Here is an 18,073-nt window from a genome sequence, read left to right as displayed (position 1 = left end):
CACTCAGATCACCCCGCCCCATGTCCACATCAACGACCCAGAGACGGAGTGGTCACATGATCGACCGGACAAGTCCTAGGCGAGTCGTCGCGGACGGCAAGGGCGGCAGGGACCAGACTCCGGTCCCGGTCCGGTGGGCGGTGAGGCCGTCTGCGCCTGGCTGCGGTCACGGTTGCTCCGCTGCCCAGCGGCCACGAGCCCTTCGACTGCCGACCGCCTTCGCCCGATCCGCGCCCAGCGGTCCGGCACCCACCCGTCGTTCCGGGCTCGGTGCCGGACCGCTGACGGCCGTTCAGAGCCCGGTCACAGCACCGCTCGTGCCCCGTCATCCGGCCACGCCCCGTCATGGCTTCAGAGGCGGCCGGCGCGCGGTTCGGTCCCCAAGGAGACCAGGGCGGCGAGTCCGGCGATCAGTGCCAGAACTACGAACAGATGGGGGTAGCCGCCCAGTGCCGTGGCCAGGGCGGCGCCGGCGAAGGGTGCCAGTGCGGAGGCCGCCGTGGTGGGCGCGGCCAGCAGTCCGGACAGGCGGCCGTAGTGGGTGGTGCCCCAGCGGTCGGTGACGGCGGTGGCCTGGAGGAGGGTGAGGTTGCCGCGGACCATCCCCGCCGCGACGGACAGGGCGACCAGCAGGGCGTAGGGGCCGGGTACGAGCGCGAGGCCCGTTGTGGTCAGCGCGCCGAGTGCGATCAGTGCGGTCGTGCGGGTGGTTGTCGCGGTGCGGCGGGCGATGGTCGCGTACAGGGTGCGGCCCAGCGTTTGGCCGGCGCCGCCGAGGCCGAGTGCCCAGGCGGCTTCGGTGGTGGAGTAGCCACGGCCGAGGAGGAGGGGCACGAGCGCGACGACGACGGCGGAGACGGTGAACGCGGAGAGGGTCAGGGCCGCGGCGAGCATCCAGAAGGGGCGGCTGCGGGACACCTTCTCCGCACCCCCGGTGATGTGGGCGGGGGCGGGTGGCGCCTTGGGCCAGGGAACGTTCAGTGCGAAGGCGTGGGCGGGGATGGTCACGGCGGCGAGCACGAGGGCGAGCACGGCGTATGTCGCACGCCAGGACAGGTGCGCGGCGAGGGCCGCGGTCAGAGGTGCGAAGACGGTGGAGGCGAGGCCGCCCGCGAGGGTGACGACGGTGAGGGCGCGGACGTGGTCCGGGGCCCACCAGCGGGTGACGGCGGCGAAGGCGGGCTGGTAGAAGGTGGACGCCATCGCCACCCCGGCCAGGAGCCAGCCGGCGACGAAGACGGGCAGGTTCGGGGCGGTGGCGATGACGAGGAGGCTCAGCACGCCGAGGGCGGACCCGGCGGTCATCACGGCGCGCGGCCCGCGGTGGTCGATGACGCGGCCGACGCGGATCCCGGTGATGGCGGAGACGAGCAGGGCGAGGGAGAACGCGGCCGTGGTGGCTCCGGTCGGCCACCCGGTGGCGTGCGTGATCTGCGGGTTCAGCACGGGGAACGCGTAGTACACGATGCCCCAGCTGGTGATCTGCGTCAGGCAGAGGGCGGGCAGGGCGGCACGGGGCCGCGACCGGTCGCCGGTTCCGGTCGCGGCTCCCTGTTCAAAGGTGCTGGGGCTGGTCACGAGCCGCAGCAGCCTCCCGCCGACGCCTCCTCGACGACAGCGGCGGCGGGCGCACCGACACCGAGTTGGACGAGCGCGGGCGCCGGGGCGCAGCAGCCGCCGGCGTCGGCCTGTCCGGCTGCCGGGTCGTCGAACAGGCCGGCGCCGCCGCACACACCCGTTTCGGGAAGGGTGAGTTCGACGCGGTCGGCGGACTCGAAGTCGCCGGCGATCGCCGCGGTGACGGAGCGGACCTGCTCGTAGCCGGTCATGGCGAGGAAGGTGGGGGCGCGGCCGTAGGACTTCATGCCGACCAGGTAGATCCCGTGCTCGGGGTGGGACAGCTCCCTGTGGCCGTGCGGGTAGACGGTGCCGCAGGAGTGCTGGTTGGGGTCGATCAGCGGCGCCAGTTCGACGGGCGCCTGGAGGCGCTCGTCCAGGCCGAGGCGGACCTCGGACAGGAAGGAGAGGTCCGGGCGGAAGCCGGTGAGCACGATGACCTCGTCCACGGGGTCGAGACGTCGGCCGTCCTCGCCGACCAGGACCAGCCGCCCGTCGGCCGCCCGCTCGATCGCCTCGGTGCGGAAGCCGGTGACGGCGTCGGCGTAGCCGTTGTCCACCGCCGCCTTGGCCGCGAGGCCGAGGGCGCCGCGGGCGGGCAGCTGGTCGGCTTCACCACCGCCGAACGTGGAGCCGCTGATGCCGCGCCGCAGCACCCACACCGCGTGGGTGCCGGGCTCGTCCCGGGCGACGTCGGCGAGGGTGGCGAGCGCGGTGAAGGCGGAGGCACCGGAGCCGATGACGGCGGTGCGCCTTCCGACGTAACGGGCGCGGACGGCCGGGTCCTTGAGGTCGGGCACACGGTAGGTGACGCGGTCGGCGACGGCCTTCTCCCCGAGGGCGGGCAGTCCGCTGGCCCCGGCCGGGCTGGGCGTGGTCCAGGTGCCGGAGGCGTCGATGACGGCACGCGCGAAGAGCCGCTCCTCGTGGCCGTCGGCGGTGGTGAGGTGCAGGACGAAGGGCTGAGTGTCGCGGTCGGCGTCAACGATGCGGTCGCGTCCGGCGCGGGAGACGCCGGTGACGCGGATGCCGTAGCGGACGCGCTCGCCCAGGGCATCGGCCAGCGGCTGCAGGTAGCGCTCGGCCCAGTCGCCGCCCGAGGGGTAGCCGGTGGCGTCCGGCCTGGTCCAGCCGGTCGGGGCGAGCAGCTTTTCGGCTGCCGGGTCGATGACCTCGCCCCAGGTGGAGAACAGGCGCACGTGGCTCCACTCACGCACAGCGGAGGCGGCGACCGGTCCGGTCTCCAGGACCACGGGATCGATGCCGCGCGCGACGAGGTGGGCGGCCGCGGCCAAGCCGACGGGGCCGGCTCCGATGACGACGACGGGGAACTGCTGCTCGCTCATGGTGGTCGGTCTCCCTGAGTGGGTGGGACGAATCAGCGGGCGAAGGAGGGTGCGGACTGCGTGCGCCGCTGTGGGGCCGTGGCTCGGCAGGAGCTGTCGCAGACCTGGGCAAATGCGTCGCGGAAACTGACCCCGGCCAGGTGACGAGCCGTACGGCGGCGCCGGGCTGCCGTGGAAGCGGTGCGGTGTCGAGTAGTCACGACCATGCCTTGTTTCGATGTCTGTCAATGTCTATGTCTGGAGCCTGCCACTCATATCGACGACTGTCAACATAGACGTATGTCGAAGTTAGGGATGGACTGCCGGAGCCTGATGGCGGTGCCTCAGCTGCGGCAGTGCGTCAGCGGGCCGCGCCCCCGGTGGCCGGCCCGGGCGCGGTGAACTTCTTGCGCCAGGCCAGCGACACATAGACGAGCGCCACGAGCACCGGCACCTCGATGAGCGGTCCGACCACGCCGGACAGTGCCTGGCCGGAGGTGACGCCGAAGGTGGCGATGGCGACCGCGATGGCCAGCTCGAAGTTGTTGCCCGCCGCGGTGAACGCGAGGGTCGCCGTGCGGTCGTAGGCCAGGCCGATGACCTTGCCGAGCGCGAACGTGCCGAACCACATGACCGCGAAGTAGACAAGCAGCGGCAGAGCGATCCGCGCGACGTCCAGCGGCTGCGAAGTGATCGTCATCCCCTGCAGGGCGAAGAGGATGACGATCGTGAAGAGCAGGCCGTAGAGAGCCCAGGGGCCGACCCTCGGGAGGAAGTCGGACTCGTAGGACTCCCGGCCCATTTTCTTCTCGCCCAGGCGGCGGGTGAGGAAGCCGGCCAGCAGCGGGACGCCGAGGAAGATGACGACGTTCAGCGCGATCTTCCCCATGGAGATGTCCAGGTGATCGCCGTCGCCGAGGCCCAGCCAGCCGGGCAGCAGGTCGAGGTAGAACCAGCCGAGCAGGCCGAACGCCAGCACCTGGAAGACCGAGTTGAGGGCCACGAGGACGGCCGCGGCCTCGCGGTCGCCGCAGGCGAGGTCGTTCCAGATGATGACCATGGCGATGCAGCGGGCGAGGCCGACGATGATCAGGCCGGTGCGGTACTCGGGCAGGTCCGGGAGGAAGACCCAGGCCAGCGCGAACATGACGGCCGGACCGACGATCCAGTTGATGACCAGCGACGAGATCATCAGCTTGCGGTCACCGGTGACGGCGTCGAGCTTGTCGTAGCGGACCTTGGCCAGGACCGGGTACATCATGATCAACAGACCGACGGCGATGGGCAGCGAGATACCGCCGATCTCGACCTTGGCGAGGGCGTCGTTCAGGCCGGGGACGGCACGGCCGAGTCCAAGGCCCAGGGCCATGGCGGCGAGGATCCAGACGGCGAGGAAGCGGTCGAGCGTCGACAGCTTCGCAACGACCGAATCGTCGGGGGTCGCGGGTACTTCGGTGCGGGTCACGGACAAGCCCTCTTGTTGTCTGCGGCGTTACGGGCGGACTCGGCCAGGTCGGCGAACCGTCCGGCGAGCGATGCGATGACGTCCGGGCGCAGCTTGTAGTACGTGAAGCGCCCGCACGGCTCCGTCTCGACCACCCCTGCCTCGCGCAGCACTCTCAGGTGGTTGGAGAGGTTGGTCTGCCTTGCGCCGGTCTCCTCCACCAGGTGGGTCGTGCACAACGTCTCGCGGGCGAGCAGGGTCACGATGTGAAGCCGGAGCGGGTCGGCCAGGACCCGGATCAGATCAGTGTCGACTGACGTCATCATGGACTGATACTGTCACATCACCCCGAAATGACATCACTCCAAGCTGACATCACTCCAAGCTGATGCAACATCCTGACCTGCTCTCAGACCGGCAACGCCGAGAAGACAGCGGACCGCGTCACTGTCGCCTCCGCTGGTACGGCGCACCACAGCGATCGGGGCGCCCTCGGGGGCGGCCACGGGACAGTCGGCATCCGTGGCGAGATCGACGCCCTCGACGCCCGTACCACCACACTGCTCGCATCACCGCCGGGCACCTGAGCCCCGACTCCCCGCGTCAACGCTCCACCACGTCGTGAAGGAAGAACCGATGTCCTCCAGCCCGCTCACCTCCGTGCTGTTCGTCTGCGTCCACAACGCCGGCCGCTCACAGATGGCCGCCGGATTCCTCCACCACCTCGCGGGCGACCGGGTCGAGGTCCGCTCCGCCGGCTCGATCCCGGGCGACCAGGTCAACCCGTCCGCGGTCGAGGCCATGAAGGAAGTCGGCATCGACATCGCCGACGCCGAGCCGAAACTCCTGACCACCGAGGCCGTCCAGGCATCGGACTACGTCATCACCATGGGCTGCGGCGACGCCTGCCCGGTCTTCCCCGGCAAGAAGTACCTCGACTGGGCCCTGGAGGACCCGGCGGGCAAGGGCGTCGAAGCCGTACGGCCCATCCGCAACGAGATCAAGATCCGCGTCGCGGCCCTGATCGCCGAGATCGACGCCACACAGGGGGCGTGAGCGGCGAAGTGGCGCGCGTGCCGAAGTGGCGCGCGGGGCGTGACCAGCAGAGGTGAAGTAAACGAGGTCATCGTCATCGTCATCGGCTACTGCCCCGCCGGAGCGCTCGCGGCGAGGGCGGTCAGCAGCAACTCCACGGCCTCCTCGAAGGAGCTGTCCACCATGGCGTCCAGCTCCTCGCGCACCGCGGCCAGCGTCGGGTACTCCTCGGGGTTCACCGTCCGGTAGACCTCCGCCCACGCCTGGTGGTCGGCTTCGCGCTGGTGCCGGGGCAGCGCCAGGCACGCCGCGTCCATGGCCGCGTGGCCGAGGACGGTGTCGATGAACGCCAGGTAGAGGCGCACGGCACGGCGCGGCTCGAAGCCCGCCGACAGCAGCAGGCCGACTCCGGTCTCCACCGCGCGGATCTCGTTCGCGCGACGGGTGACGCGGTACGAGGCCATGGCCGCGGCGCGTGGATGGGCGAGGTATCCGGCGCGCACCCGCAGCGCCATCTCACGCAGCGACGCCACCCAGTCGGGACCGGGCGTGAACCCGCGCATGGCGTCCCCGATGACCTTGTCGGCGATGGCCAGCAACAGATCGTCGGTGTCGCGGAAGTAGCGGTAGAGCGCGGTCGGGTCGCAGCCGAGCGCGGTGCCCAGTCGACGCACGCTGAGCCCCTCGGGGCCGTGTTCGCCGATCAGCCGCAGGGCTGTCTCCACGATCAGGTCCTCGGAGAGCAGGACTCCTGAGCGGGTGGGACGACGGCGCCTGCGCTCCTGCGGGACTCGGGTCGGCATGCCGGGCTTCCTCCTGCCACACGACGGACTGCGCCCGCTCAGTGAACGGTCGGTGGGTCCTTATGTCAACAGCATTGACGGTAGGTGGACGTCCGTTGTTCCATCACATCTCCGCACGGCTCTTCCCTCCCGCCTTCCTCCCTCTTCGCGAGGAGCCCCGCCATGTCATCCATCCCTTCGGGCGGCCCGTCCGCAGACCTGCGCCGCTCCCTCGGCGTCGTCGACGGCGTCGCCATCGCCGCCTCCAGCACGGCCGCCACCACGAGCATCGCCATCGGCATGGGAGCCATCGCCGCCACCGTGGGCCTCCAGGCCCCGGCCCTGCTCCTGCTCGCCTTCCTCCCCGTGCTCGGCATCGCCACCGCCTACGCCCGTCTCAACCGCTCCGAACCCAACTGCGGCAACGGCTACACGTGGGTCGGCACATCCCTCGGCCCCTGGCCTGGCTTCCTGACCGGCTGGGTCACCGTCGTCGGCACCATGATCTTCCTCGCCTACACCAGCGCGGTCACCGGTTCGGTCGTCCTGATCCTCGCCAACAAAACCAGTCTGAACAGCCTCGCCGGTATCGCCCTCGACCCGTCGTCCACCGCAGTGAGCACCTGCGTCGGGCTGGCGGTCCTCGCCGCGGTCACCGTCCTGGCGGTCACCGGCGTGCGCAGCGCCACCCGGCTCCAGTTCGGTCTGCTGGTCTTCGAGTACGCCGTCCTGCTGGTCTTCTGCACCTGGGCGCTGGTCACCGGACGGCAGGAGTTCTCCCTGTCCTGGTTCAACCCCTTCGAGATCTCCAGCAGCACCGCCTTCGCCCAGGGCCTGGTTCTCGCGGTGTTCTTCTTCTGGGGCTGGGACGCGGCGTTCAGTGTCACCGAGGAGACCAAGAGCCCGGGAGACTCGGCCCGCGGCGGCTTCATCGCCCTGTTCGCCATGCTCGGCCTGTTCCTCTTCGCGTCGGTCGCCTTCCAACGCGAGATGAGCCTGCCCGAACTCATCGAGAACGGGCCGCAGGCCCTGCCGTACCTCGGGGCGAAGCTGGCAGCCGAGCCGTGGGCGAGCCTGCCGTTGCTCGCCCTGATGTTCTCGGCCGTCGCCTCCGTCCAGTCGTCCGTCATCCCCACCGCCCGCGGCCTGCTGGCCATGGGCCGCGACCGCACGATGGGGCCGGTGTGGACCCGGATCCACCCCAGGTACGGCACCCCCGCCGCCGGAACCGTCATCGTCATGTCGATCGCCACCGGCATCGCCCTGCTCGCCCTGGCCATCCCCAAACTGAGCGACATGCTGCTGGCCGCGGTCAACGCCATCGGTCTGGTCGTCGCCCTCTACTACGGCCTCACCGCACTCGCCTGCGCCGTCCGCTTCCGCGCCGCACGACACGACGGGCCGCGCGAGGCACTGCTCGCGGTCGCCGTGCCGGCGCTCTCCGGGGCGGTCCTGCTCGGTCTGGGCGGATACCTCGGCTACTCCTACCTGACCATGAGCGACCACTTCGAACTCAGTCCCGACAACGGCTGGTTCATGTTCTCCGTGCCCGCCGCCATCGTCCTCGCCGGGCTCCTCATGGCGGCCGTCGCCAAGTACGTCCGCCGCTCTCCCTACTTCACCACCGGGCGCGGAACCGACGCCGACGTCCTCACCCTGCCCATGGACCGCACGGCGGTCTGACCCCTTTGGAGACCAACCCCATGTCCCTCCCTCCGGCCGCCGATCTCGTACTGACCGGCGGACCCGTTCACACCGTCGATGCCGCACGCAGCCGCGCCACCGCGGTGGCCGTGCGCGGCGGGCGGATCGTGGCCGTCGGCCACGACGAGGTCCACGAACTGATCGGCCCCCGTACCGAGATCGTGGACCTCGCGGGCCGCCTGCTGCTGCCCGGCTTCCAGGACGCTCACGTTCACCCACAGGGCGCGGGCATCGAACTCGGCCTCTGCCACCTGGGCGACACGACGGACCCGGCGGAGTATCTGCGTCGCGTCAAGGCGTACGCCGACGAGCACCCCGACGCCGAGTGGATCACCGGCGGCGGCTGGTCCATGGAGGCCTTCACCGGCGGCACCCCCACCGCCGCCCTGCTCGACGCGATCGTCCCCGACCGGCCGGTCTTCCTCCCCAACCGTGACCACCACGGCGCCTGGGCCAACACCCGCGCCCTCGAACGCGCCGGCATCGACGCCCGCACTCCGGACCCCGCCGACGGCCGCATCGAACGCGACAGCGCGGGCAACCCCACCGGCATGCTCCAGGAAGGCGCCGCCAACCTCGTGGCCCGACTCGTGCCCGACCCCGGGCCCGAGGAACAACTCACCGCTCTGCTGCGCGCCCAAGCCGTACTGCACTCCTACGGCGTCACCGCCTGGCAGGACGCCATCGTCGGCGCGTACACCAACATGACCGACCCGGCCTCCGCCTACCACGCGGCCCTCGACCACGGTCTGCTCACGGCCCGGGTGATCGGCGCGCTGTGGTGGGACCGTGCCCGCGGCGCCGAACAGATCCCCGAACTCGTCCAGCGGCGGGAGGAGTTGAGTCGCGAGCGGTTCCGCGCCACGACCGTCAAGATCATGCAGGACGGCATCGCGGAGAACCACACCGCCGCCCTGCTCGACCCGTACCTCACCGGCTGCGGCTGCGCCTCCGACAACAGCGGCATCAGCTTCGTCGATCCCGGCGAGCTGAGGAAGTACGTCACCGAACTGGACGCTCTCGGATTCCAGGTCCACTTCCACGCCCTGGGCGACCGAGCCGTGCGCGAGGCACTCGACGCCGTGGAGACCGCCCGCGCCGTCAACGGCCGGCGAGACACCCGCCACCACCTGGCGCACCTCCAGGTCGTCCATCCCGACGACATCCCGCGCTTCCGCGCCCTGGGAGCCACCGCCAACCTGCAGGCACTGTGGGCCGCCCACGAACCACAGATGGACGAGCTGACCCTGCCCTTCCTCGGCACCGAACGCGGGCGACGCCAGTACCCGTTCGGCGACCTGCTGCGCTCCGGCACCACGCTGGCCGCGGGCAGCGACTGGCCGGTCAGCAGCCCGGACCCCCTCCAGGCCATCCATGTCGCCGTCAACCGAATCGCCCCCGGCGCGCCCGAGGGCACCCCGGTCTTCCTGCCGGAGCAGCGCATCGACCTGCAGACCGCCATCGCCGCGTACACGGCCGGCAGCGCCCATGTGAACCACCTCGACGAGACCACCGGCAGCATCACCGTCGGCAAGCTCGCCGACCTGGTCGTCCTGGACCACGACCCGTTCACGGCCCCGCCCGAGGAGATCGCCGCCACTCGTGTCCTGCAGACCTTCGTCGACGGCGAACGCGTATACGCGGCCCCCGACGCCTGACAGGGCACTCGCCGGCGCACCCACCGGTTCGACCGACCGAAACCCGCATGCCCGGGTCGTACTGCCACGCGTCCACAGCTGCGAGGCACTCGCTCTCTTCCGCCTGCAGACCTGACGGCACAACCGACTTCACGGACAACGCCCGCCCCTGCGACCAAGTCGGCCCGCCCGGGTGCCGTCGGCCCACGGCCCGCCGACCAGCAACGCCGTACCGCTGATTCCGGCCTCCGGCGGTAGCGGCCGCTTGGGCCGACGCCCTGCGAGGATGCCGGCCTTCGGCGTGGTCAACGGCGTGGTCAGGCGGCGTACGACGTCGTCAGGCCTGCCGTCAGCCGGCGGTCGTCCAGCCCGGGACCGTGGGCAGCACCTCCTGCGCGATGCGCAGCAGTGCCGTGTCGTCCGGCCGCACCTCGTCCTGACGCCAGATGGCGAGTTCGTAGGATCCGCCGCCGTCCTTGGTGTCCGGGGCGACGAGCAGGCTGCGGGTGATGCCGCCGGGGCCGGTGTCGGACTTGCCGCCGCCGAGGTTGAAGCGGATGGCGAACGTCTGGCCCGAGTAGAGCACCGCGGGGTGTCCCAGGATCGTCTTCTTCTCCGCCTCGTTCAGCAGGTCCTCCGTTCCCGCGATCGGGAGGTCGTCGTAGGACCGCGAAAGCTGCACGGTGTAGGTGTCCAGCTGGACGGTCCCCTCCGGAGTGGGGATCTCGGTGCCGCCCGCCGTCTCGACCGAGCCGTCACTGCCGTAGGCGGTCAGCGCATGCTCCCGCGGCGTGCCGAGGAGCGTCGGCAGCTCCACGCGGTTCAGCGCCGTGCACAGGTCCGTCCCGGAGACGCGCTGCGCCGCCTTCGCCTCCTTGGCCGCCTTCTGGTCCTCGTCGTCGGGCGAGCAGGTCGCCGGTTTGTCGGCAGCCTCGGCGTCGCTCTTCTGGATCACGTACAGCCCGCCCCCGAGCGCCCCGGCAAGGACGATCGCCGTGATGGCTTGAGCCCATGCGTTCGGACCCTTCTCGGGCGCGACGATTTCCTCGGCCATGTCCCCCATTACCCCCGGTACTCCCTGCTCAGACTCGTCCCCCGGCACGCGACGGACGCGCGCGCTGGGGGAGCCTAGCGGTTGATCCGATCACGGGGAAGCGACCCTCTGCGGGAACACGCCACGGACCGACCGCTCCTTCCCACCGGATCAGCCGGCACATGCCGCACCTGCCCCAAACCAACGGCACCCTGTAGGTCACACCTCCCGAACAGCCACGGAGGGCCCCAAGCATCAGGCTCCTGTCCTGCCGGTCACCGCATTGATCGCCGCCGCGACGATCCCCTGTGCCTCCCCGCAGATTCCGACGAGTCCCTGTCCCTCGCCGAGAACACGAGCCGGCCTTCGACGTGCTGAGCGATCTCGGATCCGACACCGCCAAGCAGTACGGACTCGCCTTTGACCTGCCGGACGAACTGGCAGCCCGTCGTAAGCGAGCAAGCAGGACAGGGCCGGTCACACCCGGCCGGCTGGCCGGAACCGACGTGGACGTCCGGACAGTCCCGATCGAGTGCCACGACAGCGTGGCGGAGAAAGGGGCACTACTGCCTGGTATGTCATGAGGGGATGACCGAGCCGTCTGCCGCCGCACAACTCCGCCGGATCGCACATCGACGGGCCACCAGGGATCGTCGACGACATCGGAGCTTCCGGCCGAGCCGGGCCGCGACACCGGTATCGACAGAATGACGTGGGTGGCGCTGGCGGCGTCCACACTGCCGGGGCTGGCTGCACTCGTCGCCCTGCTGTTCACCTGGATGTCGGTCGAGCAGACCAACACAGACCTACAGATTTCTGAGCAGGGGCAGATCACCACCCGGTTCAACGCCGCGATCACCAATCTGGGATCCGCGTCGTTGGATGTCCGCCTGGGCGGGATCTACGCCCTGCAACGCATCATGCAGGACTCCTCTCGAGATCAGCGCACTGTCGTCTCGGTGCTGTCCGCGTTCGTACGCCGGCACGCTCCCGTTCCGGTGGGTGGCTTCAAGCCGGCAGAGGAATACAGACCCCCTACCGACGTGGAGGCTGTGGTTGCCGTGCTGGGCAACCGGTCCGCCGACCGGGAGGTGACCCAGGACGGGGAGCCGCTGTACCGAGTTGACCTGAGCAGCGTCGATCTGCGCGGCCTGGAGCGCGAAGTGGGGCTCACAGAAGGCGGCATGCCCAGACGCAGCAACTTCCGCTTCGCGGACTTCACCGGCGCGGATCTGCGCGACGCGGGTCTCGAGAATTTCGACCTCTTCGGCGCGTCCCTCGACGACGCGAACCTGTCCGGCGTGAACCTGCGGGAAACGGACCTCCGGCAAGCATTTCTCGGAGGTGCGATTCTGACCAACGCGCACTTGGGCGCAGCCGACATGACCGGCTCGGACCTCGGCGGAGCGAACCTTCACGGCGCGCACCTGAGCCGAGCCGAAGAAAACAACGAAGCCAGCGAGGCCGATGCGAGCGCCGACCTGACCCGTGCGTCCCTGATCGGCGCGGACCTGAGCGCCGCGGACCTGCGTGGCGTGGTCCTGACCGGCGCGGACCTCACTGACGCGGACCTGGCCGGAGCCGACCTGCGCAGGGCGGACCTGACCCATGCGGACCTGAGCAACGCCGACCTGACCAGGGCGAAACTGGCGGGCGCGCGGCTGTCGGGCGCGATCTTCGAAGGGGCACGTGGAGTGCACACGGGGAAGAAGCCGTGATGCACGCCCTCCAGCCCGGGTGCGGGCAGGGGGCGGGTGTCCGTGGTGGGCGTTGAGGAGGTGGAGAGGATCAAGGGGGTTGTCCTGAAGGCGCGTCTATCTGACAGTGAGGGGCATGACTGCGCCATTCGTCCGGCCGATACCTCGACGCAAGGTCGCCCTCGTGCGCGGCGACGCCGGGACGGATCGCCGCCGTGGGTGAGGTCGAGGCCGTCGAGAGGTTCCGGCGGCGCATCGGGGTGCCCGGGCTTGTCGACGTGCACACGCACTTCATGCCGGAGCGGGTCCTGCGCAAGGTCTGGGAGTACTTCGACGCGGTCGGCCCGATGACCGGCATCGAGTGGGGCATCACCTATCGGCAGGACGAAGACGAACGGGTCGCGCTGCTCCGGCAGTTCGGGGTGCGCGCCTTCACCGCGATGCTCTATCCGCACAAGGTCGGTATGGCGCCCTGGCTGAACGAATGGGCCGCCGGGTTCGCGAGTCGCACGCCCGACTGCCTGCACACGGCCACCCTCTATCCCGAGGAGGGCGTGGAGGGGTATGTGCGCACGGCGGTCGAGGCGGGGGCCCGGGTCTTCAAGTCCCATGTGCAGGTGGGGGCGTACGACCCCACTCACGAGCTGCTCGACCCCGTGTGGGGGATGCTGGCCGAGGCAGGAGTCCCCGTGGTCATGCACTGCGGCTCGGGCCCCGCGCCCGGCAAACACACCGGGCCGGAGCCGGTGGGGCGGCTCCTCGCCCGGCATCCGCGCCTGCCCCTGATCGTCGCGCACATGGGGATGCCGGAGTACACCGACTTCCTGGACCTGGCCGAGCGGTACGACGAGGTGCGTCTGGACACGACCATGGTGTTCACGGACTTCAGCGAGCGCCTCAGCCCCTTCCCGGCGAACGAACTCGGCCGGCTCGCCGACCTCGGCGATCGGATCCTGCTCGGGTCCGACTTCCCCAACATCCCTTATGGGTACGTCCACCAACTCGAAGCCCTTGAACGGCTCGGGCTGGGTGATGAGTGGTTGCGCGGCGTTTGTCACGAGAACGGGGCGCGGCTCTTCGGGCTGTAGGAACCACCGAACACCACTGCTGCCACGGCCACCATGGCCACCACGACCCACTCCGGGCTCATCACCACGCGTCGGCGGGTCATCGTGCGACCGCACGATGACCCGTGGGGCTCCCGGCGGTTCAGCCGAGCCAGTGTCCGTCACGCATGAGGTCGCGTCCCTGCAGCTCGTTCGCCTCGCGCCAGGCCTGGATGCGCCGCGGCCGGATCAGGAAGTACTGGTAGGGCTCGTCGAGTTCGCGCGGGTCGAAGCCGGTCTTGGCCGCGAACGCGTCGCCTGCCTCCGGTCCCAGGTCGGCGATGTCCACCGGCTCGGCGGTGCCTTCGACGATGACGACGTCGCGCGTCGGCCCGAGGCTGAGGCGCACCCGGCCGTCCGCCACCAGGTTGCGGCCGGTGAGCGAGGCACGCGGCGTCGAGACGAGGAACGCGGTCCCGTCCCAGAGGTACGAGAGGGGGATGAGGTGGACGCCGCCCGGGGAGCCCGACGTCGCGGCCCAGAGATCGACGTCGCCCTCCAGTCGCGCGCGAGTGTCCCGCAGCCTCTCCTCACGCCCGCGCGGCGGCGCTCCTGTCATGTTTCCTCCAGTCGAGTCACTTCGTCAGAGCCATTCCTTCACGGCCGGGCAGGGCAGGCAACAGTGCGCATCAGGGCGTGGGTGTCAGCGATGCGGCATCCCATGCGAATCCGTCCGGGTCGGTGAAGGGCCGGGCAGCGCCGCCGATCGTGAGCCGGTGCGATCCGGTGCCGTCGGGTGAGACGCCGACGTCCTTGGCGAGGGCACGGCGTCTGTACAGCGCCAGCTTGACGGGACTCGTCCCGGCGGCGAACTCGACGTACATGCGGCCGAAGCTCTTCGCGACGGCAAGGCCTTGTTCGACGTAGAACCGCTTGCTCGCGGCCACGTCCGCGACTCCCAGCAGGAGCACGATCTCGTCGAACCGACGGGTGGCAGGGCCGGTGTCCTTCTTCGCCGTGGTCGCGACCTTCCAGATCGTCCCGTCCGGTGCCTGTACGACACCGCCGTAGCCCCAGAGCGACTTCGCGGCAGGCTTCAGCGGCGTGGCGCCGGCGTCGAGGGCGGTGCCGATGAGGCTGTCGACGGTCGCCGGCTGGGACATGGTGAGCGACAGGGTGAACCCGCGGAAGCCGGTCGTGGGTGCCTGCGAGGCCCGCAGACGTATCTGCGTGTCCAGCCCGAAGGCGGCGGTGTAGAAGCGGTGGGCGGCGGTGGGGTCGGCCACGTCGAGGGTGACGGATTCGATGGATGCCATGGCCACAACGCTATGTGCGGTTCGGTGACCGGCGCTTCTTCATTCCTGACCGATCCGGCCGCGGGCCGTGCTCAAGACCGTCAGGCGACGCCGGTGCCACCGGATCGCCGATCGTGCGACTCGCCGGCCAGGTCGTGTGCCACCGGCGCCGGGGTGAACGTCGAGGGAGCCGCCGTCGCCGAGTTCTTCCCCCGGCCGGGCCTGGCACTCGTCCCGATCACCGACATCGAGCCGGTCACGGTGTCCCTGGCCGGCCGGCTCGACCAATCCGGCCCTGGCCGCACTGGAACAGATCGCGACCGGCATCGCCGGGCGGCCGCTCACCGAAACGAACCCGGAAACAGGCCTCCCGGACTCCGCGTCCCACGCCTGAGTCGGCCGACACCTGTAGCCCCGCCCAACCCGCGGGGCCGACCGTCTGCAACGCGCGGCAGCATCGCCCTGTCGTGTCAGCCGGTCGACGTGGCGGCGCCTTCGCTGTTCACCGGTGGGCTGTGGTCCGCCCGTCCCTCGCGTGGTCGGGGCCCAGCATGTCGGGTTCCGGCGTGGACAGAGCCGCCCGGAGGAATCGGCGCAGGACCGGGGAGTCCTCGTCGGGCCGCCAGCAGACCGCGGTCTCCAGTACGGCGGTGTGCCGGCGCAGCGGACGGGCGACGAGGCCCTCCCACATCATCGTGGTGTACTGCGCCGGCAGCAGCGTCACACCGGCACCCGCCTCGACGAGGGCGAGCGCGTGCATCACCGATCCGGCCTCGTGCCGGACCCCGGACGACGCGTCGGCACCCGCCCAGGCGGCTCGCGCGTGCGCGGTGAATCCCTCCCCCGCTCCTTGCGCGATGACCACCCGGTCGTCGCGAACCTCCGCCAGATCGACGCGTTCGGTCGCCGCGGCGGGATGCGATGCGGAGAGAACCGCGACGAGCGGCTCGCGCGCCACCACCGCGACCTCCAGCCCGCGAGCGCGGCCCCGCACGGATCCCGTCCCGCCGGTCGAGCCGGGTTGGACGGGTTCGAGGTGGAGGAGGCCCGCGTGTGCGTCGCGCCGATGGACCCGCTCGACCGCGTCGGAGTCGGACACCTCCGCGAGGACGAAATCCACGCCGGGGCCCAGCGTGGCACTGCTGAGGAGGTGGGACAGCAGTCGCGGTGACACCGTGCGGCCGACCGCGATGCCCAGTCGGCCACGGGTCCCGAGGCCGACGGTGCGCACCATCTCGGTCGTGGTGTTGAGCTCCGCGAACAGCCGCCGCGCGCGTTCGGCCAGCACCCGTCCCGCCGCCGTCAGGTCGACCCCCCGACCGTGCCTGACCACCAGGGCGACTCCGAGCTCCCGTTCCAGAGCCTGCAGCCGTACGGTCAACGGGGGTTGCGTCATGTGCAGGGACGCCGCGGCGCGACTCACCGAGCCTTCGTCGGCAACGGCCAGAAAGCACTCGAGCGCCCGCAGATCCATATCCTGAGCGTATATCAGCCACCCCGACTTCGTATTGGACGTATAGCCGGGTCCCTTCGCATACTCATTGCGTGTGAGTCGAGGCAGAGCAGCCCGGCGGTCCGCTTCCCGTGACACGGAGGCTCGGAGGGCTCCTCGTCGCCCGGCAGGTGGCGACAGGTTCCGAGCGCGGCTCGGTTTCGCGCCCGACATCCAGAGACGAGGCGGCGTGAGCGAGATCGGGAAGACCTCCGACGAGGTCCTGACGACGGACGTGCTGGTGATCGGCAGCGGACCGGCCGGGGCCTCTGCCGCCCTGTTTCTGGCCACCTACGGCGTGGACCACATCGTGGTCACCAAGTACCGCTGGACGGCCAACACCCCGCGGGCGCACATCACGAACCAGCGCACCGTCGAGATCCTTCGCGACCTGGGGATCGAGGACGACATCAAGGCACAGGGCACGCCCGTCTCGCTCATGGGCGACACGGTCTTCTGCACCAGCCTGGGCGGTGACGAGATCGGCCGGGTCCGGACCTGGGGCACGCACCCGGCACGCAAGGCCGACTACACCCTCGCCAGCCCCTCGGAGCACTGCGACCTCCCGCAGACCCTGCTCGAACCGATCCTGATCGGGCACGCCGCCGAGCGCGGCAGCCGGATCCGGTTCGACACGGAGTACCTGTCGCTCGAACAGGACGAGCACGGCGTCACCGTCACCGTGCGAGACAGACTCACCGGGCACGTCTACCGGATTCGCGCGAAGTACGTCATCGGTGCCGACGGCGGCCGCAGCCAGGTGGCGAGCGACATCGGGCTGCCCTTCGAGGGGGAGATGGACCTCGCCGGGAGCATGAACATCGTCTTCCACGCCGACCTGACGGCCTACGTCGAACACCGGCCGAGCGTCCTGTACTGGGTTCTGCAGCCGGGGTCGAACATCGGCGGTATCGGGATGGGCCTGGTGCGCATGGTGCGGCCCTGGGACGAGTGGCTGGTCGTGTGGGGTTACGACATCAACCAACCGCCCCCGCAGGTCGACGACGCCATGGCGACGAAGATCGTGCACGACCTGATCGGTGACGACACGATCCCGGTCACCATCCGCTCCACCTCGCTCTGGGGCAACAACCGGATGTACGCCACGCGCTACCGGGCGGGCCGGGTGTTCTGCTCCGGAGACGCCGTGCACCGGCACCCGCCGTCGAACGGCCTGGGCTCCAACACCTCCATCCAGGACTCGTACAACCTCGCCTGGAAGCTCGCCGCGGTCCTGTCCGGCACGGCGGGCGAAGGCCTCCTCGACAGCTACGACGCCGAGCGGGCACCGGTCGGCAAACAGATCGTGCTCCGGGCGAACAAGTCGATCGCGGAGACCGGCGCGGTCTTCGACGCACTCGGGTTCACCGATACCGACGACCCGGCCGAGCAGATCGCGAACATGCGGGCGCGCGCGGAGGACACACCGCGGGCCGCCGAGCAGCGCGCCGCGTTGCGGGCGGCACTGGAACTGAAGGACTACGAGTTCAACACGCACGGCGTGGAACTCGGCCAGCGCTACCTCTCGCCGGCCGTGATCGGCGACGGTACGCCGGAGCCGGAGTTCACTCGCGACCCCGAGTTGTACTACCACCCGACCACCTGGCCGGGGGCGCGGCTGCCGCACTGTTGGCTCGGCCGCGACGGGCACCGCGTCAGCACCCATGACATCACCGGCAAGGGGCGGTTCGCGGTACTCACCGGCATCTCCGGGCAGGTCTGGGCGAAGGCCGCGGCCGGCGCTGCCCGCTCGCTGGGCATCGAGATCGACGCGCACGTGATCGGGCCCGGTCGCGAGTACACCGACGCCTACGACGACTGGTCACGGCTGCGCGAGGTCGGCGAGTCCGGCTGCGTGCTCGTACGGCCGGACGCACATGTCGGCTGGCGCGCACACAAGCTGCCCGCCGACCCGGAGAAGGATCTCACCGCGGCTCTCGCCCGGCTGCTCGCCCGCGACTGACGC

Annotated in this window: 15 protein-coding genes and 1 pseudogene; 7 read left to right on the top strand and 9 right to left on the bottom strand. The window is 70.5% G+C overall.

Going from position 1 to position 18,073, the window contains the following annotated elements; genetic code table 11:
• Nucleotides 1–351: 351 nt before the first annotated feature.
• The 4 genes from ACWBNA_RS45255 to ACWBNA_RS45240 all read right to left on the bottom strand — a co-directional run bounded on the left by ACWBNA_RS45255 (nt 352) and on the right by ACWBNA_RS45240 (nt 4,712).
• Nucleotides 352–1,578: an MFS transporter gene (locus ACWBNA_RS45255; RefSeq protein WP_482710437.1), complete on the bottom strand. Its 1,227-nt coding sequence runs from the start codon at nt 1,576–1,578 to the stop codon at nt 352–354.
• Entirely contained in the window at nt 1,575–2,963 is a 1,389-nt protein-coding gene (locus ACWBNA_RS45250) for an NAD(P)-binding domain-containing protein (RefSeq protein ID WP_482710436.1), read from the bottom strand. The genes ACWBNA_RS45255 and ACWBNA_RS45250 overlap by 4 nt, the downstream gene beginning before the upstream one ends.
• A 340-nt stretch (nt 2,964–3,303) precedes the next feature.
• Nucleotides 3,304–4,407, bottom strand: coding sequence for an ACR3 family arsenite efflux transporter (gene arsB, locus ACWBNA_RS45245; RefSeq protein ID WP_482710435.1), 1,104 nt, complete (start codon nt 4,405–4,407; stop codon nt 3,304–3,306).
• A complete protein-coding gene (locus ACWBNA_RS45240) occupies nt 4,404–4,712 on the bottom strand; it encodes an ArsR/SmtB family transcription factor (RefSeq protein ID WP_482710434.1) in 309 nt (102 codons plus the stop codon). Before ACWBNA_RS45240 ends, arsB begins: the two co-directional genes overlap by 4 nt.
• A 310-nt stretch (nt 4,713–5,022) precedes the next feature.
• Here ACWBNA_RS45240 and ACWBNA_RS45235 point away from each other — a divergent pair, with 310 nt between their 5' ends.
• The gene (locus ACWBNA_RS45235) at nt 5,023–5,442 is read left to right on the top strand and encodes an arsenate reductase ArsC (protein ID WP_482710433.1); all 420 of its coding nucleotides are present in this window, start codon (nt 5,023–5,025) and stop codon (nt 5,440–5,442) included.
• A gap of 86 nt (nt 5,443–5,528) precedes the next feature.
• On the opposite strand, the gene ACWBNA_RS45230 is transcribed toward ACWBNA_RS45235, so the two are convergent.
• Nucleotides 5,529–6,224: a TetR/AcrR family transcriptional regulator gene (locus ACWBNA_RS45230; protein ID WP_482710432.1), complete on the bottom strand. Its 696-nt coding sequence runs from the start codon at nt 6,222–6,224 to the stop codon at nt 5,529–5,531.
• 162 nt (nt 6,225–6,386) lie between these two features.
• Between ACWBNA_RS45230 and ACWBNA_RS45225 the strand changes: the two genes are divergently transcribed.
• Both ACWBNA_RS45225 and ACWBNA_RS45220 read left to right on the top strand, forming a co-directional pair.
• Nucleotides 6,387–7,886 carry an APC family permease gene (locus ACWBNA_RS45225; protein ID WP_482710431.1) on the top strand — a complete coding sequence of 500 codons (1,500 nt, stop codon included), beginning with the start codon at nt 6,387–6,389 and terminating at the stop codon, nt 7,884–7,886.
• A gap of 20 nt (nt 7,887–7,906) precedes the next feature.
• The gene (locus ACWBNA_RS45220; protein ID WP_482710430.1) at nt 7,907–9,565 is read left to right on the top strand and encodes an amidohydrolase; all 1,659 of its coding nucleotides are present in this window, start codon (nt 7,907–7,909) and stop codon (nt 9,563–9,565) included.
• Between the two features lie 328 nt (nt 9,566–9,893).
• On the opposite strand, the gene ACWBNA_RS45215 is transcribed toward ACWBNA_RS45220, so the two are convergent.
• On the bottom strand, nt 9,894–10,598 hold the full coding sequence (locus ACWBNA_RS45215) for a DUF6215 domain-containing protein (RefSeq protein WP_482710429.1): 705 nt from the start codon (nt 10,596–10,598) through the stop codon (nt 9,894–9,896).
• A 294-nt stretch (nt 10,599–10,892) separates the two neighbouring features.
• Here ACWBNA_RS45215 and ACWBNA_RS45210 point away from each other — a divergent pair.
• The 3 genes and pseudogenes from ACWBNA_RS45210 to ACWBNA_RS45200 form a co-directional block, all read left to right on the top strand.
• Nucleotides 10,893–11,023 (top strand): annotated as a pseudogene (locus ACWBNA_RS45210) (AhpC/TSA family protein); the annotation flags it as partial.
• 270 nt (nt 11,024–11,293) lie between these two features.
• Complete coding sequence (locus tag ACWBNA_RS45205; RefSeq protein WP_482710428.1) at nt 11,294–12,295, top strand: pentapeptide repeat-containing protein; 1,002 nt, start codon at nt 11,294–11,296, stop codon at nt 12,293–12,295.
• Between the two features lie 194 nt (nt 12,296–12,489).
• On the top strand, nt 12,490–13,362 hold the full coding sequence (locus tag ACWBNA_RS45200; protein WP_482710427.1) for an amidohydrolase family protein: 873 nt from the start codon (nt 12,490–12,492) through the stop codon (nt 13,360–13,362).
• 121 nt (nt 13,363–13,483) lie between these two features.
• Here ACWBNA_RS45200 and ACWBNA_RS45195 read toward each other — a convergent pair whose 3' ends face one another.
• The 3 genes from ACWBNA_RS45195 to ACWBNA_RS45185 form a co-directional block, all read right to left on the bottom strand.
• The gene (locus ACWBNA_RS45195; RefSeq protein WP_482710426.1) at nt 13,484–13,939 is read right to left on the bottom strand and encodes a pyridoxamine 5'-phosphate oxidase family protein; all 456 of its coding nucleotides are present in this window, start codon (nt 13,937–13,939) and stop codon (nt 13,484–13,486) included.
• Nucleotides 13,940–14,009: 70 nt separating this feature from the next.
• Nucleotides 14,010–14,636, bottom strand: a complete 627-nt coding sequence (locus ACWBNA_RS45190) for a glyoxalase (RefSeq protein WP_482710425.1) — start codon at nt 14,634–14,636, stop codon at nt 14,010–14,012.
• A gap of 481 nt (nt 14,637–15,117) precedes the next feature.
• The gene (locus ACWBNA_RS45185) at nt 15,118–16,089 is read right to left on the bottom strand and encodes a LysR family transcriptional regulator (RefSeq protein WP_482710424.1); all 972 of its coding nucleotides are present in this window, start codon (nt 16,087–16,089) and stop codon (nt 15,118–15,120) included.
• Nucleotides 16,090–16,297: 208 nt separating this feature from the next.
• Between ACWBNA_RS45185 and ACWBNA_RS45180 the strand changes: the two genes are divergently transcribed.
• Nucleotides 16,298–18,070: an FAD-dependent oxidoreductase gene (locus tag ACWBNA_RS45180; protein ID WP_482710423.1), complete on the top strand. Its 1,773-nt coding sequence runs from the start codon at nt 16,298–16,300 to the stop codon at nt 18,068–18,070.
• Nucleotides 18,071–18,073 lie beyond the last annotated feature (3 nt).

Source organism: Streptomyces sp. Q2 (genome assembly GCF_056820935.1).
The sequence above is the reverse complement of the archived record's forward strand: the minus strand, read 5'-3'. Positions and strand labels throughout refer to the sequence as shown.